The following is a 25,815-nucleotide window of genomic DNA, read 5'->3' as shown; positions in this document are numbered from 1 at the left end:
TTGGTAAAATTTTACGGAAACTTCGCATTGATCACTCCGAACGCCTCTTAGATATGGCTAAGAAATTAGACATATCTGTAGGATTTTTATCTTCTGTCGAGATTAGCAAAAAATCTGTTCCTGTAGGACTGGAGGAAAAGATCATAGAGCTTTATGGTTTAGATCAAGAGGCAGCAGAAATTTTGAGAAGAGAATCGGATGCTTGTTGTAAAAGTTTCACTATAAAGTCTTCTGATACATTTAGATGTGAAGCTGTTGGTATGTTTGCTAGACTGATAAACATTATTTCACAAGAAAAGATTTAGAACTATTAAAAAATTGTTAGAGAAAGCTGGCAAAAAGAATACGCTTTGTAAAGGAAATAGTGAAAACCCTATTCCCCTAACTTTATTAAGGCATCCCTCGCAGCAAAAAAGATATGAATTTCAAAAACTTAATAGGAATATAAAGCTATATGGTGGGCGATGAGAGACTCGAACTCCCGACATCCTCGGTGTAAACGAGGCGCTCTACCAGCTGAGCTAATCGCCCAATGCAATGATCAGCAATTGAATGGAGACTATTTAAGGAAGAATTTTTCTAAACGCAAGAATAAAGATGGGATTTGATAATTTTTTTTAAAAATGCATAATCCTTCTTGACATGAACGCATGAACCCCTTACACGACCGCTTGTACCAAATTAAATTGGTTCGAAAAAAATGCGCGGGTGTAGCTCAGTTGGTTAGAGTGCTGGCCTGTCACGCCGGAGGTCGCGGGTTCGAGCCCCGTCACTCGCGCCATTTCGTGATTCCTTATGAAATTTCCTTTTTAAAATATCCATATGCTATGAGTAATGTGGTGGAGTGTTTGATCGGGGAATAAATATGTTTTTTCTTTCTTTTTATATGGTTTATAAGAATAGGGCTTGCGTCTTTCTTTGCTCTGCGTTACCTATGCCGATAAGAAAAGTATCGCTCTGTATGCCTTAGAAGCAGTATGAATAGAGTTAATAGAGCGATTGTTAAATTTGTCTGTTTGGTCTCGCAATATTGAATCATTGTGTTAAACTCAGGCATTTCGTTACGATGGAAGAGGGTTATGGCTTATTTATTGAGCTCTTATTTGCCAGTCTTGATTTTCATTATTGTGTCAGCGGTTATTGCTGGAGTTTTGTTGATTACACCTTACATTGTAGCATATCGTTCCCCCGATCCTGAAAAATTATCGGCTTATGAATGTGGGTTTAATTCATTTAGTGATGCACGCATGAAGTTTGATATTCGTTTCTATTTGGTATCAATTTTATTTATTATTTTTGATCTTGAAGTTGCATTTCTTTTTCCTTGGGCTGTTTCATTCGAATCAATAGGTATGTTTGGCTTTTGGTCGATGATTGTGTTTTTAGCGATTTTGACTATTGGATTTATATATGAATGGAAAAAAGGAGCCCTTGAATGGAATTAAGATCTAATAATTCAACGATTGAGGCTCCAAAACCAAAAGGAATCATTGATCCAAATACTGGTGGGCTGATAGGATCTGACAATAAGTTTTTTCGTGATATCAATGCTGAATTATCAGATAAGGGTTTTTTAGTTACCTCGGCAGATGCTTTGATTACTTGGGCACGTACCGGTTCTTTAATGTGGATGAGTTTTGGTTTGGCTTGTTGTGCTATCGAAATGATGCAATGCTCAATGCCTCATTATGATAATGAGCGTTTTGGATATGCACCACGAGCTTCACCCCGCCAGTCAGATGTGATGGTGGTGGCAGGTACTCTGACAAATAAGATGGCTCCTGCTTTAAGAAAAGTGTACGATCAGATGCCAGAGCCACGTTATGTGATTTCTATGGGATCATGTGCAAACGGTGGGGGATATTATCATTATTCCTATTCAGTAGTGCGGGGATGTGATCGTATCGTGCCTGTCGATATATATGTCCCAGGGTGTCCACCTACAGCAGAGGCATTATTATACGGCATATTGTTGCTACAGAAAAAAATCCGTCGTACCGGATCCATAGAGCGATAGAGAGTTTTTTTGTCATGGTGGATGAAACATTGGTTGAGCTTGCTGCTTATTTGGAAAACAAATTAAAAAATAAGCTTGAAGAGACTGTTCTTGCTTTTGGTGAATTGACCATTGTGGCACGTCTTGATGCAATTATCGATGTCTTAATGTTTGTTCGTGATGATTCTCGCTGTCAATTTATTAATCTTACAGACATTAGTGGTGTGGATTATCCTTCTCGCGATAAGCGCTTTGATGTTTCTTACCAATTGTTATCTCCTCGTGAGAATTTACGCTTACGTGTAAAGGTTCGTACTGATGAAAATACTCCTGTTGCTTCAGCTTGTACGGTTTATCCTGGTGCAGAGTGGTATGAACGAGAAACGTATGATATGTATGGGATTTTATTTTCAGGACATCCGGATTTGAGACGGATTTTAACAGATTATGGGTTTGAAGGATATCCTTTACGCAAAGACTTTCCTGTGACAGGATTTGTTGAATGCCGTTATGATAATGAAGCAAAGAGGGTGATTTATGAGCCTGTTGTTTTGCGCCAAGAGATGCGTAATTTTGATTTTCTTTCTCCTTGGGAAGGAGGACAGTATACTTTGCCATGTGATGGGAAAGCAGATGAAAAAAAATAATATTGGTTTTGATAAGGCATTATATTAGGGTACTGTATTTCTTAAATAATTAAATATTTTTTAGCGTGATAGATTTTTTTGATATTTGATATGAAGTTTTTTAAAAAGCAAGGGGTTGATTGTGGCTGAGGTCAATGTTCGAAACTTTAATATCAATTTTGGTCCGCAGCATCCTGCCGCGCATGGGGTTTTGCGCATGGTTCTGGAGCTGGACGGTGAAGTTGTTGAGCGTGTAGATCCACATATTGGGTTGTTGCATCGCGGTACTGAAAAATTAATGGAAACAAAGACTTATCTCCAAGCTGGTCCTTATCTAGATCGTTTGGATTATGTTGCTCCTATGAATCAGGAACATGCTTTTGTTCTTGCTATTGAAAAGTTATTAGATATAAAAGTTCCTAAAAGAGGGCAATTAATACGTGTTTTGTTTTCTGAAATTGGGCGTATTCTTAATCATTTGCTTAATGTAACGACACAGGCAATGGATGTTGGTGCTTTAACACCACCGCTTTGGGGATTTGAGCAACGTGAAAGATTGATGATTTTTTATGAGCGTGCCTGTGGTGCTCGTCTTCATGCAAATTATTTTCGTCCTGGTGGCGTGCATCAAGATTTACCAGAATCTTTAGTTGAGGATATTGGTGATTTTATTGATCCATTTCTTGTTTCTCTCGGAAAACTTGACGCGCTTGTGACCCCAAATCGGATTTTTAAGCAGCGTAATGTGGATATTGGCGTTGTAAGTATTGATGAAGCTTGGGCACGCGGTTTTTCTGGGGTTATGATTCGTGGAGCTGGTGTTCCATGGGATTTGCGTAAAAGTCAGCCTTATGAATGTTACGATGAAATGGAATTCGATATTCCTATAGGTAAAAATAGCGATTGTTATGATCGCTATCTTATTCGTATGGAAGAAATGCGTCAATCAGCGAAAATTATGCGCCAATGTGTGGAACGTTTACTGAGTACTGAAAAAAATGGACCAGTTTCGAGCTTGGATCGCAAAATTGTACCACCGACGCGGAGTGAAATGAAAAGCTCGATGGAAGCACTGATTCATCACTTTAAACTCTATACGGAAGGTTTTCATACACCTCCTGGAGAAGTATATGTTGCTGTGGAAGCTCCGAAGGGTGAGTTTGGTGTTTATCTTGTTTCTGATGGAACCAATAAGCCTTATCGTGTCAAGTTGCGTGCTCCTGGGTTTGCTCATCTCCAAGCTATGGATTTTTTAACCAGAGGTCATATGTTAGCAGATGCTACAGCTATTTTGGGTTCGATTGATATTGTTTTTGGGGAGGTTGATCGCTAATGTCCGTACGCCGTCTTGCAGATGATGTTTATCAGCCCGCTGAGTTTTCTTTTACAAAAGAAAATCAGATATGGGTAAAAAATACCATAAAAAAATATCCTGCAGGGCGTCAGCAGTCTGCTGTAATTCCATTATTAATGCGTGCTCAAGAGCAAGATGGTTGGGTGACACGTGCTGCGATTGAGCATATTGCTCAGATTCTTTCCATGGCTTATATCCGTGTCTTAGAAGTTGCTACTTTTTATACTCAGTTTCAGCTTAAGCCTGTTGGAACAAAAGCGCATATTCAAGTTTGTGGTACAACGCCTTGTATGTTACGTGGTTCTGATGAATTGATTAAAGTTTGTCAGAAAAAAATTCATCATGAACCTTTTGCGACCAATCAGGATGGAACCTTATCATGGGAAGAGGTGGAGTGTCTTGGTGCTTGTGTGAATGCTCCGATGGTTATGATTTTTAAAGATACTTATGAAGATCTTACAGCTGAACGCCTTGAAGAAATTATTGATGCATTTGAAGCAGGTAAGGGTTCTGAGATAGAGGTTGGTCCGCAAAATAGTCGTAAATCGTCGGAACCGATTAGTGGTTTAACTTCTCTTATTGATGATGAGAAAGAAAAAAAGATCTCTCAAGTCTTCACCAAAAAAGGATAAGGAAAGAATGGGGAACATAATTAAGTATTTTTCTTGAGAAAATATTTTATTATTCTACCCATGATGGCAACATTTAACGAAAAGTAAGAAATCTTGAAAAGATATTTAAAAATTGCATTTGAGGAAAAGCGGAAAATGCTATGGGTGATAGAAAAAAAGGTGGGGTATGCTAGCTGATAAAGATCGTATCTTCACCAATATTTATGGTTTAAAAGACAAATCATTAAAGGCTGCGATGTTGCGTGGGCATTGGAATGGTCTGAAAGAAATGATTGACAAAGGTCGTGATTGGATCATTGATGAAGTGAAGGCATCGGGTTTACGCGGTCGTGGTGGTGCTGGTTTTCCTACTGGAATGAAGTGGTCCTTTATGCCAAAGCAGAATGATGGACGTCCTCATTATTTGGTTGTCAATGCCGATGAATCTGAACCTGGAACTTGTAAAGACCGTGATATTTTACGTCATGACCCCCACACTTTGATTGAAGGATGTGCAATCGCTACTTTTGCTATGGGAGCCAATGTTGCTTTTATTTATATTCGTGGTGAATATATTCGTGAACGTGAAGCGCTTCAAGCTGCGGTTGATGAATGCTATGATGCGGGTTTACTTGGCAAAAAAACGAAATATGGGCATGCTTGTGATATTGTTATTCATCATGGAGCGGGTGCTTATATTTGTGGTGAAGAAACAGCTCTTCTTGAAAGTCTTGAGGGAAAAAAGGGACAACCTCGGCTTAAACCACCATTTCCTGCCAATATGGGGATTTATGGCTGTCCAACAACAGTAAATAATGTAGAGTCTATTGCCGTTGTTCCAACGATTTTGCGGCGGGGTGCTTCGTGGTTTTCATCAATCGGACGAGCAAATAATGTTGGAACGAAATTATTTATGGTTTCAGGGCATGTTAATGCACCTTGTACATTTGAAGACGCTCTTGGTGTTTCATTCCGTGAATTAATTGAAAAACATACGGGTGGTGTTCGTGGTGGATGGAATAATCTTTTAGCAGTTATTCCAGGGGGGGCTTCTTGTCCAGTCGTTCGTGGTGAGGATATGATCGATGCGATCATGGATTTTGATGGGATGCGAGATGTCGGGTCTTCTTTTGGCACAGGGGGAATGATTGTTATGGATAAATCAACCGATATTATCAAGGCAATTTGGCGTATAGCTGCTTTTTTCAAGCACGAGAGTTGTGGTCAGTGTACACCGTGTCGTGAGGGGACGGGATGGATGATGCGTCTTTTAGGGCGTATGGTTGAGGGAAGAGCGCAAAAACGCGAGATTGATCTTTTGTTTGAAGTGTCTAAACAGGTTGAAGGACACACTATTTGTGCGCTTGGTGATGCTGCCGCATGGCCTGTACAGGGGTTGATACGTAATTTTCGTCCAGAAATCGAGCGTAGAATTGATGAATACACGCGAAATGTAGTCCAAAGCAAAAATATTGCTTTAGAAGCGGTTTAATAAAGGATTTTGTTTTAAGAACGACCGAATGCAAATTTTAAGTGGGTTATCCGCAGGTTGGATGGGTGATGATAAATATCAAAGTTGATGGCAAAGAGATTGAAGTTCCTGATTACTACACGTTGCTTCAGGCTGCTGAGGCGGCTGGGGCAGAAATTCCACGTTTTTGTTTTCATGAATCTTTGTCAATTGCTGGAAATTGTCGTATGTGTTTAGTTGAGGTTAAGGGTGGTCCACCAAAACCTCAGGCTTCTTGTGCTATGGGGGTTCGTGATTTACGATTAGGGCCTAACGGTGAGGCACCTGAGATTTTTACCAATACACCGATGGTAAAAAAAGCACGTGAAGGTGTTATGGAATTTCTTCTCATTAATCATCCTTTGGATTGTCCAGTGTGTGATCAAGGGGGAGAGTGTGATCTTCAAGATCAAGCAATGCTTTATGGACGAGATTGTTCTCGTTATACAGAAAATAAACGTGCTGTAGAAGATAAATATATTGGACCTCTTGTCAAAACTGTTATGACACGGTGTATTCATTGTACACGGTGTGTTCGTTTTACAACGGAAGTTGCAGGTATTTCTGAGCTTGGTTTGATCGGTCGTGGTGAAGATGCTGAAATTACGACGTATCTTGAAAAAGCTATGACATCTGAATTACAGGGAAATGTTATTGATCTTTGTCCAGTGGGAGCTCTAACTTCAAAACCTTATGCGTTTCATGCCCGTCCGTGGGAATTGGTAAAAACGGAATCGATTGATGTGATGGATGCGCTTGGTAGTGCTATCCGTATTGATAGCCGCGGCCGTGAAGTTATGCGGATTATGCCGCGTACGAATGAAGATGTAAATGAGGAATGGATCTCTGATAAAACGCGTTTTATTTGGGATGGATTACGGACTCAGCGGCTTGATAAGCCATATGTACGCAAAGATGGAAAGCTTCAACCTGTCAGTTGGACAGAAGCTTTTGCAAAAATTAAAATGGTAATCTCTAAAATTTTTCCAGAAAAAATTGGAGCCATTGCGGGGGATCTTGCTTCTGTTGAAGAAATGTATGCCCTTAAAGCATTATTGAGTTCTTTGGGCTCAACGCTTTTTGATTGTCGTCAAAGAGGGGGGGCTTTATCGCCAGAGTTTGGGCGCTCGAGTTATATTTTTAATCCTACAATTGTAGGTATTGAACAGGCTGATGCACTGCTTATTGTGGGATCTAATCCACGTCATGAAGCAGCTGTTTTAAATGCGCGTATTTTAAAGCGCCAACGGATGGGCAATTTTCCTATTGCATTAATTGGAGAGAAAGTCGATTTACGTTATCCTTATTCTTACCTTGGATCTGGGAGTGATACATTAACGACACTTATTCGTGGAGAGGATGTTTTTTATAATGTCTTAAAAGAAGCGAAGAGGCCCCTTATTCTTATCGGAGAGGGAGCGGTTTCAGGAAGTGAAGGTTTATCTGTTTTAAAAAGTCTTGCTAAATTAGCTGATAATATAGGTGCTCTTAGTGAGACATGGAATGGGTTTGGGGTTCTTCATAATGCAGCTTCGATTGTTGGAGGGTTGGACATAGGCTTTACTTCTAAGCTTGGGGTTGCAAATATACTTAAAACCTGTGAAGTTCTATTTTTGCTTGGTGCTGATGAAGTAGAATTAGCCAATACAAAAGCTTTTACAGTTTATATTGGGAGCCATGGTGATAATGGTGCACATGCTGCTGACGTTATTTTGCCTGCATCTGCTTACACTGAAAAATCAGGGCTTTATGTGAATACAGAAGGACGTGTTCAAATGACAAATCGGGCTGGTTTTGCTCCAGGTGAAGCAAAAGAAGATTGGGCTATTTTGCGTGCTTTATCGGATATTTTAGGACAAAAGCTCCCTTTTGATTCTCTTTCTCAATTAAGGCAATGCTTGTTTAATGATTATCCACACCTTTGTGCTGTTGATGATATAGTGCCTTCTGATATAAGTGGTCTTAAGGCGCTTGGTTCAAAAATGGTTTCTCTCGAGAGTCAAGCATTTACTTCTATGGTTAAAGATTTTTATTTAACAAATCCGATAGCACGTGCTTCTGCTGTTATGGCTGAATGTTCATCTCTTGCAAAAAACCGTGCTACACAAACAGTAAAGTAAGGCAAAGGAAAAGGAATAATGATGTATGATTTCTTTATGACTTGGCTGTTGCCATTACTCATTATAATCGGAAAAACACTTCTTCTTTTGGTCGTTCTTTTGGTCTTAGTTGCTTATCTTCTTTATGCAGATAGAAAAATTTGGGCAGCGGTACAATTGCGTCGTGGACCAAACGTTGTTGGACCATGGGGTTTGTTACAGTCTTTTGCAGATTTAATTAAATTTGTTGTTAAGGAGCCTATTATCCCTGCAGGTGCAAATAAGGGTGTTTTTCTTTTGGCTCCTTTTGTTTCAGCGACACTTGCTTTATCAACTTGGGCTGTTATTCCTGTCAATGAGGGTTGGGAGATTGCAAAGATTAATGTTGGCTTGCTTTATATTTTAGCCATTTCATCTCTTGAAGTTTATGGTGTTATTATGGGGGGATGGGCATCAAATTCAAAATATCCTTTCTTAGGAGCTCTTCGTTCGGCGGCACAAATGGTTTCTTATGAAGTTTCCATTGGTTTTGTGCTTGTGACTGTCATTTTAATAAGTGGTTCGTTAGATCTCACAACAATTGTTTTTAAACAAACGCACGGGCTTGGTACAACTCTTGGTCTTCCTTTTAACAGTTTTCTCGATTGGAATTGGTTGGTCCTTTTTCCAATGTTTATTATATTTTTTATTTCTGCGCTTGCAGAGACAAATCGTCCTCCATTCGATTTGGTGGAAGCAGAATCCGAACTTGTTGCTGGTCATATGGTAGAATATTCTTCAACGCCTTACATGCTCTTCTTTCTAGGTGAATATGTTGCGATTGTTTTAATGTGCGCATTAACAACCATTCTATTTTTAGGCGGTTGGCTGCCTCCCTTAGATGTTTGGTGGCTTAATTGGGTTCCTGGTATCATTTGGTTTGTTTTAAAAGTCTGTTTTGTATTTTTTTGGTTTGCTATGGTTAAAGCATTTGTTCCACGTTATCGCTATGATCAGCTCATGCGGCTTGGTTGGAAGGTTTTTCTTCCTCTCTCACTAGCAATGGTTGTGATAACTGCTGCTTTTTTAAAGTTTACGGATTTCGTTTAAGAGGAGATTTTACGATGTCAGGTTTTATTCAGGCGGCAAAGTCACTTCTTCTATTGGAATTTGTGAGTGCTTTTTTCTTAGCTATGCGTCAATTTTTTTCACCAAAACCCACGATTAATTATCCTTATGAAAAAGGTTTTGTATCTCAGCGTTTTCGTGGTGAGCATGCATTGCGTCGCTATCCAAATGGTGAAGAACGGTGTATTGCTTGTAAATTATGTGAAGCGATTTGTCCTGCTCAAGCGATTACAATTGAAGCTGGTCCACGGCGCAATGATGGTACACGTAGAACTGTCCGTTATGATATAGACATGGTTAAATGTATCTACTGTGGTTTTTGTCAAGAAGCCTGTCCGGTTGAGGCTATTGTCGAAGGTCCAAATTTTGAGTTTGCGACGGAAACACGTGAAGAACTTTATTATGATAAAGAAAAACTTTTATTGAATGGAGATCGCTGGGAGCGAGAAATTGCTCGAAATATATTGATGGATGCGCCTTATCGTTAAGTGTATCGTTAAATGAGGTGTCGGATATTTTTCCGATAAATTGTAATCTGGTATGAAGTTTATACCAATTGTTTGAATAATTAAGGAGAAGCCTATGCTAACAGATCTAGCGGCGGCATTTTTCTATTTGTTTGCTTTTATTATGCTAACAAGTGCAGTTATTGTTATTACAGCACGCAATCCAGTGCATTCTGTTTTGTTTTTAATCCTCGCATTTTTTAATGCAGCAGCTTTGTTTTTACTTGCAGGAGCAGAGTTTTTAGGGCTTATTCTGCTTGTTGTGTATGTTGGAGCTGTCGCTGTTTTATTTTTATTTGTCGTTATGATGCTTGACGTTGATTTTGCTGAGTTAAAGAGTGGAACTCTTCGGTATGCTCCTATTGGAGCTCTTATTGGTGTTATTATCGCTGTAGAATTGATTGTTGTTTTTATGAGTAGCTATTTTTCTCCAGTCTTGAGAACGCATGTTACGCAACCAATGCCAGATTTAGCGCAGCGAACAAATACACAAGCATTAGGTGATATTCTCTATACGGATTATGTTTTCTATTTTCAAATTGCTGGAATGATTTTATTGGTTGCAATGATTGGAGCTATTGTTTTAACACTTCGTCATAAATTAGGAGTAAAGCGGCAATCTATTGCGGAGCAAGTTTCTAGAACGGTAGAAAGTGCCATTGAAATCAAACAAGTTGAATCAGGCAAAGGTATGTAAGGGGGGCTATGCAGATGTATATTGATATTACACATTATCTCACTGTTTCTGCTTTGATGTTTACAATTGGTATTGCTGGAATTTTTCTCAACAGAAAAAATGTGATTATTATCTTGATGTCCATTGAGCTTATATTGCTTTCAGTTAATCTCAATTTTGTTGCATTTTCAGCATTTCTTCATGATCTCGTTGGTCAGGTATTCGCTTTATTTGTCTTAACCGTAGCAGCTGCTGAAGCTGCCATTGGTTTAGCAATTCTGGTCGTTTTTTTCCGTAATCGTGGTTCCATTGCGGTTGAAGATGTTAATGTAATGAAAGGCTAACCAGTGATGTATTATACGATTGTCTTTCTTCCGCTTTTGGGTTTTTTAATTGCTGCACTAGGTGGAAAAACGATAGGAGATCGTGCGAGTGAATTGATAACATGTAGCTTTATGGTTGTTGTTGCCATATTATCGTGGATAGCATTTTTCAGTACTGCACTTGGTCATATTCCAGCGATTGATGTATTGGTATTACATTGGATGACTGTTGGTGACTTAAGCTTTAATTGGGCTTTACATGTTGATGCATTAACAGCTGTCATGCTTATTGTTGTGAATAGTGTTTCGGCATTAGTGCATATTTATTCAATTGGTTATATGCACCATGACCCTTCAAGGTCTCGTTTTTTTTCTTATCTTTCTTTGTTTACATTTATGATGCTTATGTTGGTCACATCCAATAATTTGATTCAGATGTTTTTTGGATGGGAAGGTGTCGGACTTGCTTCTTATTTACTCATTGGTTTTTGGTTTCAGCGCGATTCTGCTAATAAGGCCGCAATGAAAGCTTTTGTAGTTAACCGTGTTGGAGACTTTGGTTTTCTCTTAGGAATCTTTAGTATTTTTGTTTTGTTCCAATCGGTTGATTTTGCCTCTATTTTTGCAAAAGCTGCCGACAAGAGCTTTATACAAAATATGACATTTTTAGATTGGCAATTTGATGGGCAGACGGCAATTACCATTACATGTCTTTTATTATTTATTGGTGCGATGGGAAAATCCGCACAATTTCTTTTACATACTTGGCTGCCTGATGCAATGGAAGGGCCAACCCCTGTATCAGCGCTTATTCATGCCGCTACAATGGTAACGGCTGGTGTTTTTATGATTGCGCGTATGTCGCCAATTTTTGAACTTTCTTCAACTGCTTTGACCGTGATTATTATTGTTGGTGCAACAACAGCGTTTTTTGCAGCAACTGTGGGGTTGGTGCAGAATGATATTAAGCGTGTTATTGCTTATTCTACATGCTCTCAACTTGGTTATATGTTTGTGGCATTAGGTGTTGGAGCTTATGGCGCTGCTGTCTTTCATCTTTTTACGCATGCTTTTTTTAAAGCCTTATTGTTTCTTGGTGCAGGTTCTGTGATTCATTCTGTGTCTGATGAACAAGATATGCGAAAAATGGGTGGGTTACGCAAACATATAAAGATCACCTATTGGATGATGATGGTCGGGACCATTGCCTTGACCGGAGTTGGAATTCCAGGAACACTTTTCGGGACTGCAGGTTTCTTCTCAAAAGATGCGATTATAGAGTCTGCTTTTGCATCTCATAATATTGCTTCAGGATATGCTTTTTATCTTCTTGTTTTTGCTGCCTTTTTAACAAGTTTCTATTCATGGCGACTTATCTTTATGACATTCCATGGTAAACCACGGGCAACAGTTGATGTGATGCATCATGTTCATGAATCGCCTCCAGTTATGTTGATTCCACTCTTTCTTTTATCTATTGGAGCAATATTTTCTGGTGTCGTTTTCCAACCTTACTTTTTTGGTGACTTGTATAATGCTTTTTGGAAGGGAGCATTGTTTACAAGCAGCCATAATCATATTCTTCATGATGCTCACCATGTTTTTAATTGGGTAAAATGGTCGCCTTTTATAGCAATGATTCTTGGGTTTATGTTGGCTTATTTATTTTATATTGTGGCTCCCTCTCTTCCCAAGAAAATGGCGCGTATTATGCCAGGAGTGTATCACTTTCTTTACCAAAAGTGGTATTTCGATCAATTATATAACTTTTTATTTGTTCGTCCTACCTTTAGAATTGGTTCTTTTCTTTGGAAAGTGGGAGACGGTAAGATTATTGATGGTCTAGGTCCCAATGGTATTGCAGCGCGTGTTGTTGATATTACAAATAGAGTTGTTCGAATGCAAACAGGCTATCTTTACCACTATGCATTTGCAATGCTTATCGGCGTTGCATTGCTCATTACATGGATGATGATCGGGGGCGTAAACTAATGACCGATTGGCCTATTCTTTCTACGGTTACATTTTTGCCGCTTGTTGGTGTTCTTCTGATTTTGTTTATCAAAGATGATAGTGAAGTAGCACGCCATAATATACGTAATGTCGCATTTTTTACGACTCTATTTGTTTTTATTATTTCTTTAATTATTTGGATAGGATTTGATTCTAGCAACCAAAATTTTCAAATGGTTGAAAAATCCAGTTGGTTAGGGGGTGGTATTAGCTATCATATGGGGGTCGATGGTATTTCTATTCTTTTTGTTGTTCTCTCGGCTTTTCTTTTGCCTTTCTGTATTTTAGCAAGTTGGGAGAATGTTAAAGAGAGATTAAAAGCCTATATGATTGCGTTTCTTCTTCTAGAAGTTGCGATTATTGGTGTTTTTTGTGCTCTTGATGCAATGCTATTCTATGTTTTTTTTGAAGGCAGCCTCATTCCAATGTTTATCATTATAGGTGTATGGGGAGGAGCACGTCGTGTTTATGCAAGTATAAAGTTTTTCTTATATACTTTACTTGGTTCAGTGCTTATGCTGGTTGCTCTTATGGTTATGTATTGGGAGGCTGGGACACTTGATATACCAACTTTACTCAATTATCAGTTTCCTGCTCATATGCAAATATGGCTATGGCTTGCATTTTTTGCTTCTTTCGCAGTTAAAATGCCAATGTGGCCAGTTCATACATGGCTCCCTGATGCTCACGTAGAAGCACCGACAGCGGGTTCTGTTATTTTAGCTGGTGTCTTACTTAAATTAGGTGGGTATGGTTTTCTTCGTTTTTCTTTACCTATGTTTCCTATCGCTTCAGCAGATTTTGCGCCTTTTGTTTTCACATTATCGCTTATCGCTATTATTTATACATCACTGGTTGCACTTGTTCAAAGTGACATCAAAAAACTTATTGCATATTCCTCAATAGCGCATATGGGATATGTAACGATGGGTATTTTTGCTGTGAATGAACAGGGGATACAAGGGGCTATTTATCAGATGCTATCCCATGGAATTGTTTCAGCAGCATTGTTTCTTTGTGTTGGGGTTATCTATGATCGCTTGCATACACGTGAAATTTCAGCGTTTGGTGGTTTAGTGAATAATATGCCTAAATATGCTGTTGTTTTCTTAATTTTCACCATGGCAAATGTTGGTTTGCCTGGAAGCTCAGGATTTTTGGGTGAATTTTTAACCTTAATAGGTGTTTTTCAAGTAAATAAATTGGTTGTTGTTTTAGCAACAACAGGTGTTATCTTATCGGCAGCCTATGCCCTTTATCTTTATCGGCGTGTGATTTTTGGTTCCTTGGATAAAGAGAATTTAAAAGTATTAATAGATCTTTCTTTAAGAGAAAAACTCCTCCTTTATCCAATGGTTATTCTTACAATATTCTTTGGTATCTATCCAACGCCTATTCTTAAGGCAACGGCGTTTTCCGTAGAAACCCTCATCAATAAACTGCACTAGATAAGGGAAGAATGCACATGCAAACTGAAATAATAGCGCAATTAGTCTTAATTCTTCCAGAGCTTTTAATTGCATTAGGAGCTGTCGTGCTGCTTATGATTGGTGTTTATTCCAATACACGTGCTTCTTTAACAGTGACAGGTTTAGCTATGGCACTTCTTGTGGCAACCATTATTATTCTTATAGTTTTTCCGAAAAATGGTTCATTTCAAACCAATGCGCTCGTTATCGATTCCTTTAGTCGTTATATGAAAATTTTAATGCTTATTGGTGCACTCTTTTCTCTTATCATGTCTGTTGGTTTTGCCAATGCACAAAAGTTTAATATATTTGAGTTTCCAGTACTTGTTCTTTTAGCAACCCTTGGAATGATGTTTATGATTTCAGCGGGTAATATGCTGTCGCTTTATATGGGGTTAGAGCTGCAATCTTTAGCTTTATATGTTTTAGCAGCGATTAATCGTAATAATGTAAAATCTTCTGAAGCCGGTATAAAATACTTTGTTTTAGGAGCATTATCTTCAGGGTTGCTTCTTTATGGTATTTCTTTGCTTTATGGTTTTACCGGTCAAATTGGTTTTCACGAAATTGCTCTTGCTTTAAAGGGCAAAAATGTACAATTGGGGGTCATTTTTGGAATTGTCTTTATTTTAGCTGGTTTGGCTTTCAAAATTTCTGCTGTTCCGTTTCATATGTGGACACCTGATGTTTATGAAGGAGCGCCCACACCGATTACAGCATTTTTTGCTGGTGCCCCTAAAGTTGCTGCAATGGCTTTAATCATCCGTATTATTGTGGTGACCTTTATTCCCCTAGGGCGTGTTGATAACGTGATGCCTGCATGGCAACAAATTTTGGTGTTCATGGCGATTACATCAATGATACTGGGTGCTTTTGCTGCAATCGGTCAGAATAATATTAAGCGCTTAATGGCTTATTCGTCGATCAGTCATATGGGTTATGCACTTGTTGGTTTATCTGCTGGAGATATGCTTGGGATAAAAAGCGTTATCCTTTATATGACTATTTATCTTGGAATGACGCTTGGTTCATTTGCCTTTATTCTTGGAATGCGCTCTCAGAATGGAAATGTTGAAAATATTTATGATCTTTCAGGGTTAGCAAAGACGAATCCGTTTATGGCTGTTGTGATGACAATACAGCTTTTTTCTTTAGCAAGCATACCTCCTATGGCTGGTTTTTTTGGAAAGTGGTATACATTTTCTGCTGCTGTCCACGCTGGACTTACGCCACTTGCTGTCGTTGGGATGATAGCGTCTGTAGTTGGGGCTTTTTACTATTTGCGAGTCATTAAAATTATGTGGTTTGATGATGCAAAAGCGCATTTTGTTGCTTTATCGAAAGAGCTTCAATTTTGTCTTGGTCTTTCTGTATTCTTTATTTTATTTTACGCGCTTTTTGGAGTTTGGTTCGCTGAGCTAGCAGAAAAAGCAGCAACAGCATTGTTTTAATGAATATGGTTTATACTTTATCAGATTTTGCACAAAAACAGGGATACACTGTTGAAGCGTACGATAGTGTTGATTCAACAAATCTTATTGCGCAACGAAAAGCGCAAACTGGTCATCAAGGTAATCTTTGGATTGTTGCACAAGAACAATCACAGGGAAGAGCAAGAAGAGGGAGGACTTGGTCTAGTCCAAAAGGGAACCTTTATTCTAGTCTTTTATTAATTGATGATATTGTTCATCAAACTGCGGCTCAACTTGGTTTTGTTGCTGGAGTAAGTGTGGCAGAGGCAATAAAACAATTGATAAAAGAGGAAAAGCAGACAAACAATATTGTGAGCTTAAAATGGCCAAACGATATTTTGCTCAGAGGAGAAAAAAGCTCTGGAGTTTTGCTTGAGATTTTAAAATTGTCATCACAACAATATGCCTTGGTTATTGGTATTGGAATAAATGTGAAATATAATTATGAAGATGCGCCCTATTCCACTTCAAGCTTAAAGAATATCGGGTTGCGTATTGATGCAGAACAATTATTTACGGTTTTGACGGAGTGTTTTTCTAAAAATTACCTTCTTTGGAAACAACCAAAAGGATGTGAAATAATCCGAAAAAAATGGCTTTTATATTCCGCTCATCTTGGGAAACATGTCAAAGTGGTGAATGATGAAAAAGTCATTGAGGGTATTTTTGATGGTCTTGATAGTGATTTTAACTGCATCATAAAGCGAAAAGACGGTCAGACAGCCATTATAACAGCTGGGGATGTTCATTTTGGTTTGGCTGATTCTGTTAATGCAGGCCGTTATTGAAAAATTATTTTATCATCAGATACCTTAATGATTTGGGAGATGTTTATGGTTGCAGCCAATAGATGTGAATTTGTTTTTTTACCTCTGGGAGGTGTAGGTGAAATAGGGATGAATTTAGCTGCTTACGGATTTGGTCCCCAATATCTTCGTGAATGGCTGCTGGTTGATATGGGGATTAGTTTTGCTGGTTCTGAATTACCAGGTGTCGATCTTGTTTTGCCTGATATTCGTTTTCTAGAAAGTGAAAAACACAATATACGGGGTCTTGTTTTAACACATGCACATGAAGATCATTATGGGGCCGTTCTTGATTTATGTCCAAAGTTACAAGTGCCGATTTACTGTACGCCTTTTACGGCAGGATTATTGGAAACTAAAAAACAATTAGATTTTGAATCTCAAAAAATTTTACTCAATATTTTTCAAGCTGGTGATTGTTTTCAGGTAGGTTCCTTTGCTGTAGAGGCTATAGCCGTTAACCATTCAATACCAGAATCTGTATCTTTAGCAATTACAACCTCTTTGGGGACTGTGATTCATACTGGTGATTGGAAAATTGATCATACCCCTTCACTCGGGGCTGTAACCGATGAAAAAAGATTTCGTGCTTTAGGCAAAAAAGGTGTTTTAGCATTACTTTGTGATTCCACAAATGCATGTCGGGATGGTATCTCTCCTTCAGAACAGCAAGTTCAAGCCAGTCTTTCAGAGATTATTTCTAAAGCTGAAGGGCGCGTTGCGATAGCAACTTTTTCTTCTAATATTGGTCGGATACGTTCTATTGCTCTTGCAGCTGAAGCTGCTGGACGTAAGGTGCTTGTCATTGGGCGTTCCCTTAAGCGAAGTATTATGGTTGCACAAGAGCTTGGTTATATGAATGGTTTAGCACCATTTGTAACGGAAGATGATTATGGGTACATCTCGCGAAAAGATCTTGTTTTAATTGTCACAGGGAGCCAAGGTGAGCCATGTGCTGCTTTGGCTAAACTGTCACGTGATGGAATGAAAAATATTGCACTTTCCGCTGGTGATACCGTTATTTATTCATCACGAAGTATTCCAGGAAACGAAAAAGCGATTATTGAGGTACAAAATCGTTTCATTGATTTGGGTATTAAAATTATTACGAATGAAGATGCACTTGTTCATGTTTCAGGTCATCCCCGTCGTTCAGAACTTTTACAGATGTATGATTGGATAAAGCCACAAATACTTGTCCCTGTACATGGGGAAGCAATGCATCTTAAGGCTCAGGCAACTTTAGCACGTCAAGCGGGTATTAAAACTGTTATGGATATCAGAAATGGCTATATGTTACGTCTTGCACCAGAGCCTGTAGAAGTTATTGATCAAGTTCCTGTTGGCCGCATCTATAAGGATGGTTGCTTAATTGGAGATGAAGATGAATTAGGGATTCGTGAACGCCGTAAACTAAGTTATGCTGGTCATGTTACTATTTCTCTCCATATAAATAGTAAGCATGAATTATTAGGGGATATAGGTCTAACAACATTCGGGTTACCTGAAAGTAATGGAAAGGGGGAAAGTTTAAAAGATATTCTTTTAGATATCGTAGAAAATACAGTTTATAATATCCCACGCATGAAACAGAAAAATAATGAACTTATTCGAGAGGCAACACGACGTGCAGTAAGAGCGGCTGTTCATGAAATTTGGCAAACAAAACCTATCTGTACAGTTTTTTTACATCGGTCAAAATAAAAGAACTTTCCTATTACGTTATTTAAAAAGAGAAGAGCATTTTTATTTTATTGCTAAATAAGAAAAATAGAGAATAAAGCACAATAAATTTTTAAATGATAAGATCGTTATATTTGCAAGTATTCAGAATGCGGCTATAGATGAATAGAGGGTGTGATAAATTGTTCCGATATGATAGATCTGATTAGGAGTTAATTATTTCAATGCGTCTTTCTCAATATTTCCTTCCACTTTTAAAAGAGAATCCTAAAGAAGCAGAAATTGTTTCTCATCGCTTCATGTTGCGCGCTGGAATGATTCGACAACAAACATCAGGGATTTATTCTTGGCTTCCTTTGGGAAAAAAAGTGCTTGATAAAGTTTGTAAAATTATTCGTGAAGAGCAAGAACGTGCGGGTGCAATAGAAATATTGATGCCTACAATTCAGTCTGCTGATCTTTGGCGTGAAAGCGGTCGTTATGATGATTATGGTTTGGAAATGCTCCGCATTAAAGATCGTCAAAAGCGTGATTTACTTTATGGTCCAACCAATGAAGAGATGGTAACAGATATTTTTCGCTCTTATGTTCGTTCTTATAAAGATCTTCCGCTTAATTTATACCATATTCAATGGAAATTTCGTGATGAAATTCGTCCACGTTTTGGTGTGATGCGAGCACGAGAATTTTTAATGAAAGATGCTTATTCTTTTGATCTTGATTATGAAGGCTCTGAAACATCTTATAATCGTATGTTTGTTGCTTATTTACGCACTTTTTCTCGCCTTGGCTTAAAAGCAATTCCTATGCGTGCAGATACAGGTCCAATAGGGGGGGAACTCAGTCATGAATTTATCATTTTGGCTGAAACAGGAGAGAGTGCTATCTTCTGTGATAAACAATTTCTTGAACTTACCGTTCCTGATAGTTCAATCGATTTTAGTGATAAAGCTGTTTTAGATGATATTGTTAAGCAATGGACATCTTTTTATGCAGCAACGGAAGAAATGCATAATGAAGAGGAGTGGGCTAAAGTTTCTGATCATAATCGTCTTTCAGCGCGTGGTATTGAAGTAGGGCATATTTTCCACTTTGGTACTAAATATTCTGCTCCAATGGGAGCAAAAGTTATGGGACAAGATGGAAAAGAGCATGTGGTCTCTATGGGATCTTATGGTATTGGGCCTTCGCGTCTTGTTGCGGCCGCTATTGAGGCTTCTCATGATGAAAATGGTATTATTTGGCCAAAGTTTATGGCACCGTTTGATTTTGGGATTATCAATATGAAGCCCGATGATGAAAAATGCACACAGGCATGTGAGTTTCTCTATCAGGGATTAAAGAAGGTTGGTTTTGATCCGTTATTAGATGATAGAAATGAACGCCCTGGATCAAAATTTGCAACAATGGATTTGATTGGTTTGCCAACGCAAATCATTGTTGGTCCTAACAGTATTGCACAAAATGAAGTTGAAATTAAAGATCGAAAAACAGGAATAAAAAAATCTCTAAAGGTTGAAGATGTGCTCAGCCAACTTTCTATAATTTAATAGGAAATATTATGAAGAGGCTGAAAAAAAATGCTTTTCATCTTATGAGTGGATGATCGCTTTTCGTTATATGATTCCCAATAAAAAACATGTCGTTGCATCTGTTATTTCAATTATTTCTCTTATTGGGATTATGTTGGGCGTATTTGCTCTGGTTGTTGTTATGGCGGTGATGAATGGCTTTCGTACAGAACTTCTCAATCGTATTCTTGGTATGAATGGGCATCTTATTATTCAAACAGTTGATTCTGGTTTCTCTGATTATAAGACTCTTATTTCTTCTTTAGAAACTACAAATGGTGTGAAGTTTGCTTTACCTGTTATTGAAGGTCAAGCGCTTGTTCAAGGTGAAGTTCAAGGTGGCTCTGGCGCGTTAGTTCGTGGTATGCGCAAACAAGATCTAGAAAAGCTTAAAACAGTCTCTCAAAACATTAAATTAGGATCGATTTCTCGGTTTGATCAAGAAGAAGGTGTTGCAATTGGAAGTGGCTTAGCAGAAAAATTAGGACTGACAGTTGGAAGAGATATTCGTATTATTACTCCAGATGGTGATGAGACTCCTTTTGGCGTTACCCCACGTGTGAAAGCTTATAAAGTCGTTGCTATTTTTGAAGTTGGTATGTCTGAATATGATTCAATATTTATCTTTATGCCTCTCCATGAAGCACAAATGTTTTTTAATTTGGGAGATAAGGTTCAGTCTTTGGAATTATTTCTAAATGATCCTGATGCTGTTGATCAAATAAAACCTGTTGTAGAAAAAGTAGTTGAACAACAGGTCTATTTAATTGATTGGCGTACACGCAATCAGGCTTTTTTTTCAGCCTTACAGATTGAACGAAATGTTATGTTTTTCATTCTTTCTCTGATCGTTCTTGTTGCTGCTTTAAATATTATTTCAGGGCTGATTATGCTTGTAAAAGATAAAAGTCATGATATTGCAATTTTACGCACGATGGGGGCTCAACAGAGTGCGATTTTGCGTATATTTATCATTACAGGAATGATGATTGGTTTTATTGGAACTATATTGGGTTTAGTTTTAGGTGTTATCGCGACCGCGAATATTAATCATATCCAAGATTTTATATCTTGGTTATTTAATGTCGACGTTTTTAATCCTCAACTTTATTTTTTAACAAAATTGCCTGCACAAATTGAGTGGAAACAGACCATCTTGGTTGCTATGATGGCTTTATTCTTGTCGTTTCTTGCTGCTCTCATTCCGGCATGGCGTGCTGCTAAGCTAGATCCCGTACAAGCTTTGAGGTATGAATAATGACAGCTATTTTAGAGCTTGTAGAGATTGAAAGACACTTTTTCGAGAGTCATAAGCCACTCATTGTTTTAGATAAAGCGAATTTTATTCTTAATCGTGGAGAGCTTGTCGCACTTGTTGCACCATCTGGTGCTGGAAAATCAACACTTCTTCATATTGCTGGATTATTAGAAAAACCAACAGCTGGTGATGTGATGTTACGGGGTGTTTCTTGTGCAAAGCGCTCTGATAGTGAGCGAACAGCTATAAGACGAAATGATATTGGTTTTGTTTATCAATTTCATCATTTACTTCCAGAGTTTACGGCGTTAGAAAATGTCATGATACCCCAAATGATAGCAGGATTAAAAAAATCTATAGCAGAAGATCGTGCGCGCAAATTATTGACGTATCTGCGTGTTTCTCATCGTGCGAACCATCGTCCCTCAGAGTTATCGGGAGGAGAACAACAACGTGTTGCTATTGCACGTGCAGTAGCAAATGGCCCTTCGGTTCTTTTGGCTGATGAACCTACAGGAAATCTTGATCCAGTAACTTCAGCTTATGTCTTTCAAGCTTTATCTATCCTTGTTCGTCAGTCTGGTCTTTCTGCTCTTATTGCAACACATAATTACGCTTTGGCTAAGCAAATGCATCGTCGAATTACACTTAAAGAACAAAAGATTATAGAACTTCCTTAAAGCAAGGTAAAAATTTTATACGACTAATTGAATAGTTTATATTACTTTATTCAAGGAGATTTTTTATGACAGTTTTTGTCGTTGACAAAAATCAATTAGATGCTCGTCGTCGTCGATTGATTTTTCGTGCATGGCATCGCGGTATTCGTGAAATGGATCTCATTTTTGGACATTATGTCGATGCTCATATTACTGGGATGAATGATAGAACGCTCTCTGAGCTTGAGTATATTATGTCTTTTGATGATCGTGATTTACTCACATGGATTACTGGAGAAATTTTGCCCCCCTCTGAAGTTGATAGTCCACTTTTCCGTGATATTGCCAATTATCGTACTTGCTTAAGTTATTAATCCCGATGCCTATATTTAAAAAAATTGTTATTCCCAAAAATAATTCTGTTCGTATGATTTTAGATGGCGTTACTGATGGATTTGAAGCCTTTGCGCTTGCTAAATTAAGTTCAGAAATTGCACAAGGTAAACCGCTCATCTATGTTGTCCGTGACGGAACAAAAATTGCGCATTTACAACAAGTTTTAAATTTTATTGAACCCAATTTACCCGTACTTCAATTTCCTGCATGGGATTGTTTGCCTTATGATCGCGTATCACCAGGAATTGCTGTTATGGCACGTCGACTATCAACATTGGCACACATAGCAAATTTACGGAAAGATCCATATTCTGCAATTATATTAACAACAGCAAATGCAATTATGCAAAAGTTGCCTCCTCGTGAAATGATAGAAGCTCAGCTTATTCACGCACGTGTTGGCCAGCGCAATAACATGGGAAATCTTATTCAATTTCTAGAAACCAATGGTTTTGAACGCGTTACGGTTGTCCGTGATGTTGGTGAGTTTGCTGTAAGAGGAGGAATACTTGATATCTTTTCTCCGATGGATGTTGAACCTTTACGCCTTGATTTTTTTGGAGATACCCTAGAAAGTATCCGCGTATTTGATCCAGAAAGTCAAAGGACAACAGGCCAAAAAACTGAACTTTTATTACAGGCAATGAGTGAGGTTGTTCTTACACCAGAACGCATCAGTCGTTTTAAAAGCAATTATACCCGTACATTTGGTGTATCACAAAAAAATAACATGCTTTATGAAGCAATTTCTCAAGGTCGGCGTTTTGCCGGTATGGAACATTGGCTTCCATTTTTTTATGAAAACCTTGATAGCTTTTTTGATCATTGTGGCAACTTACCGATAGTTTTTGAGCATCTCATAGAAGAAGTCTTCATTGAGCGCTATCGTCTTATTGAAGACTATTATAATGCGCGCAAAGAGCGCGAAAGTGATGAAAAAAATTCTACTTCTTATCATCCAATAGATCCTAGTCTTTTTTATTTAACGCCAGAGCGTGTTTTGGAAGGTGCGCAACAATCTTCACAGCGTATTGATTTTTCTCCTTTTAATGTTCCACAAAGTTTGGAACAAACTATTATTCACGCACATGTTAAACAGGGATATGATTTTGTAAAAGAGCGTAATGCGCAGGAAAAAAATGTTTTTTCAAGTGTTATTGATCATATCGCATCTTTACGCGCTGCTGGTAAAAAAGTGCTTTTAGCGTGTTGGAGTGAAGGATCTCTCAATCGTTTGTTACAAGTTCTCGATGAGCATGGATTGAAAAAAATAGATGTTGCAAAATCTTTGCAAACTGTCAAAGCAACACCTCGGGATCGCATATTAGCAGCTGTTATCATGATAGAACATGGTTTTGTGGCTGAAGATTTGGCTATTATAGCAGAGCAAGATATCCTTGGCGATCGTTTTATAAGATCGCCAAAGCGGCGTAAGAATAATACAAATTTTATTTCTGAAATTTCTGCTTTAAATTCTGGTGATATTATTGTGCATATCGACCACGGTATTGGCCAATTTGTTGGTCTTAAAACCATCAGAACCACTGGAATTTTACGAGACTGCCTTGAAATTAGATATGCTGGAGGTGATTTACTCTTTTTACCTGTTGAAAATATTGAGCTTCTCTCACGTTATGGCTCAGAAGGAACAGAGGTAACTTTAGATAAATTAGGAGGTGTTGCTTGGCAGGCACGTAAAGCTCGGCTTAAAAAACATTTATTGGAAATGGCAGGGCAATTAATCCGTATAGCTGCAGAGCGTATGACTCGTGCTGCGCCTGCTTTACTTCCACCAATTGGACCATTTGATGAGTTTGTTGCTTGCTTTCCCTATGAAGAAACGGAAGATCAAATGAATGCAATTGATGCTGTTTTGGACGATCTAGCCTCAGGCAAGCCGATGGATCGCTTGATATGCGGTGATGTTGGTTTTGGAAAAACTGAAGTAGCCATTCGAAGTGCTTTTGTTGCAGCATTAAATGGATATCAGGTTGCTGTTGTTGTACCGACAACTTTGCTTTCACGTCAACATTACAAAACATTTATTTCGCGTTTTCAAGGATTACCGGTTAAAATTGGACATGCTTCGAGGCTTGTAAAAGCGAAAGAACTTGCACGAGTAAAAAAAGGTGTTTCAGATGGTACAATCGATATTGTCATTGGAACCCATGCATTATTAAGTGATGCAGTTAATTTTTTACGGTTAGGTCTTCTTATCATTGATGAGGAACAGCATTTTGGTGTCAAACACAAAGAGCGTTTAAAAGAGCTTAAAAGTGATATTCATGTTCTCACACTTTCAGCAACTCCCATACCACGCACTTTAGGGTTAGCTTTATCGGGTGTACGTGAACTTTCATTGATAACAACCCCCCCCATTGATAGAATGGCGGTTCGTACTTTTATTTCACCCTTTGATGCACTTGTTATACGAGAGACCCTGCTTCGAGAATATTATCGTGGTGGACAAAGTTTCTATGTTTGTCCTCGTATTTCTGATCTGGCTTTTGTAGAAGAATATCTCAAAACACATGTGCCAGAACTGAAATTCGTTGTGGCTCATGGACAAATGCCGGCTGGACAACTTGATGATATCATGAATGCATTTTATGATGGACAATATGATGTGCTGCTCTCAACAACCATTATTGAATCAGGTCTTGATATTCCAACAGCCAATACCCTAATTGTGCATCGTGCTGAGATGTTTGGTCTTTCTGCCCTTTATCAGTTACGTGGTAGGGTAGGACGTTCAAAACAACGTGCGTATGCTCTCTTTACATTTCCTGCTGGTAAAGTTTTAACAATTGCTGCTGATCGCCGTCTTAAAGTGTTACAATCTCTTGACACCTTAGGGGCCGGTTTTCAATTGGCAAGCCATGACATGGATATCCGCGGTTCAGGCAATTTTTTAGGTGAAGAGCAATCGGGGCATATCAAAGAAGTTGGATTTGAACTCTATCAAAAAATGCTTGAAGAAGCTGTTGCTGAATTAAAAGATGGAGAGCTAAATGAAGATAAGCAATGGTCACCTCAAATTTCCCTTGGTACAACAGTGATGATACCAGAAAGTTTCGTGCCTGACTTATCGTTACGTATGGGACTTTATCGTCGTTTAACAGAACTTGATGATTTAGAACAAATTGATGAATTTGCAGCGGAGTTAATTGATCGCTTTGGTCCTTTACCCCTTGAGGTTCAACACCTTCTTAAAGTCTTTTATATCAAAACATTGTGTCGAAAAGCACATGTAGAAAAATTAGATACAGGACCAAAGGGGATTGTCATACAGTTTCGTAATAACTATTTCGCAAATAGTGTTGCTCTTGTTCAGTGGGTGGGAAAACAAGGTTCAATGGCAAAAATCCGACCAGATCAAAGTATTGCTCTTATTCGTGATTGGTCCACAGCGGATGAAAGGCTTGTTGGAGCAGCGAATATTATAACACAGCTTGTCGAAATGGCAGAACAACATTCTGTTTAAAAAATATCTTTATTATTTTAGAATTATTACTCATTTTTATAAAATCATTCTATAAAAACAAACAGTTATTGATTTTGTATAAGAATAAAATTTAAGTTTATAATAAAGAGCCCTTATATATTTATTTGGTTTTTATTATATACGTATTGATATAATGAAGGAAATAGATTAGACGGTTTAACTGCAATAAATAGCA

Annotated in this window: 20 protein-coding genes, 2 tRNA genes and 2 pseudogenes; 23 read left to right on the top strand and 1 reads right to left on the bottom strand. The window is 38.2% G+C overall.

Features of this window, described 5'->3' with window-relative positions; translation table 11 throughout:
• A pseudogene (locus tag ACFIMM_RS07230) lies at positions 1 to 342 on the top strand (XRE family transcriptional regulator); the annotation flags it as partial.
• A 113-nt stretch (positions 343 to 455) separates the two neighbouring features.
• On the opposite strand, the gene ACFIMM_RS07225 reads toward ACFIMM_RS07230, so the two are convergent.
• Positions 456 to 531, bottom strand: a tRNA-Val gene (locus ACFIMM_RS07225).
• Positions 532 to 704: 173 nt separating this feature from the next.
• Between ACFIMM_RS07225 and ACFIMM_RS07220 the strand changes: the two genes are divergently transcribed.
• From ACFIMM_RS07220 to mfd, 22 genes and pseudogenes are all read left to right on the top strand, one after another.
• A tRNA-Asp gene (locus tag ACFIMM_RS07220) sits at positions 705 to 781 on the top strand.
• A gap of 298 nt (positions 782 to 1,079) precedes the next feature.
• Positions 1,080 to 1,445 carry an NADH-quinone oxidoreductase subunit A gene (locus tag ACFIMM_RS07215; protein ID WP_005773599.1) on the top strand — a complete coding sequence of 122 codons (366 nt, stop codon included), beginning with the start codon at positions 1,080 to 1,082 and terminating at the stop codon, positions 1,443 to 1,445.
• Positions 1,436 to 2,017, top strand: a complete 582-nt coding sequence (locus ACFIMM_RS07210; RefSeq protein WP_375638388.1) for a NuoB/complex I 20 kDa subunit family protein — start codon at positions 1,436 to 1,438, stop codon at positions 2,015 to 2,017. Before ACFIMM_RS07215 ends, ACFIMM_RS07210 begins: the two co-directional genes overlap by 10 nt.
• Positions 2,018 to 2,031: 14 nt before the next feature.
• Positions 2,032 to 2,643, top strand: coding sequence for an NADH-quinone oxidoreductase subunit C (locus ACFIMM_RS07205; RefSeq protein ID WP_375613458.1), 612 nt, complete (start codon positions 2,032 to 2,034; stop codon positions 2,641 to 2,643).
• Between the two features lie 121 nt (positions 2,644 to 2,764).
• Complete coding sequence (locus ACFIMM_RS07200; RefSeq protein ID WP_375613457.1) at positions 2,765 to 3,955, top strand: NADH-quinone oxidoreductase subunit D; 1,191 nt, start codon at positions 2,765 to 2,767, stop codon at positions 3,953 to 3,955.
• Positions 3,955 to 4,645, top strand: a pseudogene (gene nuoE, locus ACFIMM_RS07195) (NADH-quinone oxidoreductase subunit NuoE). The gene ACFIMM_RS07200 and the pseudogene nuoE overlap by 1 nt, the downstream one beginning before the upstream one ends.
• A 129-nt stretch (positions 4,646 to 4,774) precedes the next feature.
• Positions 4,775 to 6,079 carry an NADH-quinone oxidoreductase subunit NuoF gene (gene nuoF, locus ACFIMM_RS07190; protein WP_375613456.1) on the top strand — a complete coding sequence of 435 codons (1,305 nt, stop codon included), beginning with the start codon at positions 4,775 to 4,777 and terminating at the stop codon, positions 6,077 to 6,079.
• A 68-nt stretch (positions 6,080 to 6,147) separates the two neighbouring features.
• Positions 6,148 to 8,217: an NADH-quinone oxidoreductase subunit NuoG gene (gene nuoG, locus ACFIMM_RS07185; protein ID WP_375692685.1), complete on the top strand. Its 2,070-nt coding sequence runs from the start codon at positions 6,148 to 6,150 to the stop codon at positions 8,215 to 8,217.
• Between the two features lie 21 nt (positions 8,218 to 8,238).
• The gene (nuoH, locus tag ACFIMM_RS07180) at positions 8,239 to 9,285 is read left to right on the top strand and encodes an NADH-quinone oxidoreductase subunit NuoH (protein ID WP_375632259.1); all 1,047 of its coding nucleotides are present in this window, start codon (positions 8,239 to 8,241) and stop codon (positions 9,283 to 9,285) included.
• Between the two features lie 14 nt (positions 9,286 to 9,299).
• On the top strand, positions 9,300 to 9,791 hold the full coding sequence (gene nuoI / locus ACFIMM_RS07175) for an NADH-quinone oxidoreductase subunit NuoI (protein ID WP_273723184.1): 492 nt from the start codon (positions 9,300 to 9,302) through the stop codon (positions 9,789 to 9,791).
• A gap of 94 nt (positions 9,792 to 9,885) precedes the next feature.
• Complete coding sequence (locus ACFIMM_RS07170) at positions 9,886 to 10,506, top strand: NADH-quinone oxidoreductase subunit J (RefSeq protein ID WP_375611880.1); 621 nt, start codon at positions 9,886 to 9,888, stop codon at positions 10,504 to 10,506.
• Between the two features lie 14 nt (positions 10,507 to 10,520).
• Positions 10,521 to 10,829 (top strand): NADH-quinone oxidoreductase subunit NuoK, encoded by a 309-nt coding sequence (gene nuoK, locus ACFIMM_RS07165; RefSeq protein WP_273791275.1) that lies wholly within the window; start codon positions 10,521 to 10,523, stop codon positions 10,827 to 10,829.
• 6 nt (positions 10,830 to 10,835) lie between these two features.
• Complete coding sequence (gene nuoL / locus ACFIMM_RS07160) at positions 10,836 to 12,800, top strand: NADH-quinone oxidoreductase subunit L (RefSeq protein WP_375638389.1); 1,965 nt, start codon at positions 10,836 to 10,838, stop codon at positions 12,798 to 12,800.
• Positions 12,800 to 14,269, top strand: coding sequence for an NADH-quinone oxidoreductase subunit M (locus ACFIMM_RS07155; RefSeq protein ID WP_375628157.1), 1,470 nt, complete (start codon positions 12,800 to 12,802; stop codon positions 14,267 to 14,269). Before nuoL ends, ACFIMM_RS07155 begins: the two co-directional genes overlap by 1 nt.
• A 17-nt stretch (positions 14,270 to 14,286) precedes the next feature.
• Positions 14,287 to 15,741: an NADH-quinone oxidoreductase subunit NuoN gene (nuoN, locus tag ACFIMM_RS07150; protein ID WP_375638390.1), complete on the top strand. Its 1,455-nt coding sequence runs from the start codon at positions 14,287 to 14,289 to the stop codon at positions 15,739 to 15,741.
• Positions 15,741 to 16,550 carry a biotin--[acetyl-CoA-carboxylase] ligase gene (locus tag ACFIMM_RS07145; RefSeq protein WP_375613451.1) on the top strand — a complete coding sequence of 270 codons (810 nt, stop codon included), beginning with the start codon at positions 15,741 to 15,743 and terminating at the stop codon, positions 16,548 to 16,550. Before nuoN ends, ACFIMM_RS07145 begins: the two co-directional genes overlap by 1 nt.
• Before the next feature lie 45 nt (positions 16,551 to 16,595).
• Positions 16,596 to 18,272 (top strand): ribonuclease J, encoded by a 1,677-nt coding sequence (locus ACFIMM_RS07140; RefSeq protein WP_375692684.1) that lies wholly within the window; start codon positions 16,596 to 16,598, stop codon positions 18,270 to 18,272.
• Positions 18,273 to 18,475: 203 nt separating this feature from the next.
• Positions 18,476 to 19,801 carry a proline--tRNA ligase gene (proS, locus tag ACFIMM_RS07135; RefSeq protein ID WP_375628076.1) on the top strand — a complete coding sequence of 442 codons (1,326 nt, stop codon included), beginning with the start codon at positions 18,476 to 18,478 and terminating at the stop codon, positions 19,799 to 19,801.
• 52 nt (positions 19,802 to 19,853) lie between these two features.
• Positions 19,854 to 21,080, top strand: coding sequence for a lipoprotein-releasing ABC transporter permease subunit (locus ACFIMM_RS07130; protein WP_375692683.1), 1,227 nt, complete (start codon positions 19,854 to 19,856; stop codon positions 21,078 to 21,080).
• Positions 21,080 to 21,760 (top strand): ABC transporter ATP-binding protein, encoded by a 681-nt coding sequence (locus ACFIMM_RS07125; protein WP_273791269.1) that lies wholly within the window; start codon positions 21,080 to 21,082, stop codon positions 21,758 to 21,760. Before ACFIMM_RS07130 ends, ACFIMM_RS07125 begins: the two co-directional genes overlap by 1 nt.
• 65 nt (positions 21,761 to 21,825) lie before the next feature.
• Entirely contained in the window at positions 21,826 to 22,113 is a 288-nt protein-coding gene (locus tag ACFIMM_RS07120; RefSeq protein ID WP_273791268.1) for a succinate dehydrogenase assembly factor 2, read from the top strand.
• 5 nt (positions 22,114 to 22,118) lie between these two features.
• Complete coding sequence (gene mfd / locus ACFIMM_RS07115) at positions 22,119 to 25,619, top strand: transcription-repair coupling factor (RefSeq protein WP_375638392.1); 3,501 nt, start codon at positions 22,119 to 22,121, stop codon at positions 25,617 to 25,619.
• The last annotated feature ends 196 nt before the right edge of the window (positions 25,620 to 25,815 follow it).

The organism is Bartonella sp. AP258QHHD, from assembly GCF_042196145.1.
Taxonomy (GTDB): Bacteria; Pseudomonadota; Alphaproteobacteria; order Rhizobiales; family Rhizobiaceae; genus Bartonella.
Note: the sequence above shows the minus strand (reverse complement) of the source record. Positions and strands in the feature narration are given on the sequence as shown.

Bases quoted from the DNA above. Each gene is read 5' to 3' on its own strand.
- ACFIMM_RS07130 (WP_375692683.1), top strand. From the start codon at position 19,854: ATGATCGCTTTTCGTTATATGATTCCCAATAAAAAACATGTCGTTGCA.
- nuoG (WP_375692685.1), top strand. From the start codon at position 6,148: ATGATAAATATCAAAGTTGATGGCAAAGAGATTGAAGTTCCTGATTAC.
- nuoI (WP_273723184.1), top strand. From the start codon at position 9,300: ATGTCAGGTTTTATTCAGGCGGCAAAGTCACTTCTTCTATTGGAATTT.
- nuoK (WP_273791275.1), top strand. From the start codon at position 10,521: ATGTATATTGATATTACACATTATCTCACTGTTTCTGCTTTGATGTTT.
- ACFIMM_RS07210 (WP_375638388.1), top strand. From the start codon at position 1,436: ATGGAATTAAGATCTAATAATTCAACGATTGAGGCTCCAAAACCAAAA.
- ACFIMM_RS07215 (WP_005773599.1), top strand. From the start codon at position 1,080: ATGGCTTATTTATTGAGCTCTTATTTGCCAGTCTTGATTTTCATTATT.
- ACFIMM_RS07120 (WP_273791268.1), top strand. From the start codon at position 21,826: ATGACAGTTTTTGTCGTTGACAAAAATCAATTAGATGCTCGTCGTCGT.
- ACFIMM_RS07155 (WP_375628157.1), top strand. From the start codon at position 12,800: ATGACCGATTGGCCTATTCTTTCTACGGTTACATTTTTGCCGCTTGTT.
- ACFIMM_RS07170 (WP_375611880.1), top strand. From the start codon at position 9,886: ATGCTAACAGATCTAGCGGCGGCATTTTTCTATTTGTTTGCTTTTATT.
- proS (WP_375628076.1), top strand. From the start codon at position 18,476: ATGCGTCTTTCTCAATATTTCCTTCCACTTTTAAAAGAGAATCCTAAA.
- ACFIMM_RS07145 (WP_375613451.1), top strand. From the start codon at position 15,741: ATGAATATGGTTTATACTTTATCAGATTTTGCACAAAAACAGGGATAC.
- mfd (WP_375638392.1), top strand. From the start codon at position 22,119: ATGCCTATATTTAAAAAAATTGTTATTCCCAAAAATAATTCTGTTCGT.
- nuoF (WP_375613456.1), top strand. From the start codon at position 4,775: ATGCTAGCTGATAAAGATCGTATCTTCACCAATATTTATGGTTTAAAA.
- nuoN (WP_375638390.1), top strand. From the start codon at position 14,287: ATGCAAACTGAAATAATAGCGCAATTAGTCTTAATTCTTCCAGAGCTT.
- nuoL (WP_375638389.1), top strand. From the start codon at position 10,836: ATGTATTATACGATTGTCTTTCTTCCGCTTTTGGGTTTTTTAATTGCT.
- nuoH (WP_375632259.1), top strand. From the start codon at position 8,239: ATGTATGATTTCTTTATGACTTGGCTGTTGCCATTACTCATTATAATC.
- ACFIMM_RS07125 (WP_273791269.1), top strand. From the start codon at position 21,080: ATGACAGCTATTTTAGAGCTTGTAGAGATTGAAAGACACTTTTTCGAG.
- ACFIMM_RS07140 (WP_375692684.1), top strand. From the start codon at position 16,596: ATGGTTGCAGCCAATAGATGTGAATTTGTTTTTTTACCTCTGGGAGGT.
- ACFIMM_RS07205 (WP_375613458.1), top strand. From the start codon at position 2,032: ATGGTGGATGAAACATTGGTTGAGCTTGCTGCTTATTTGGAAAACAAA.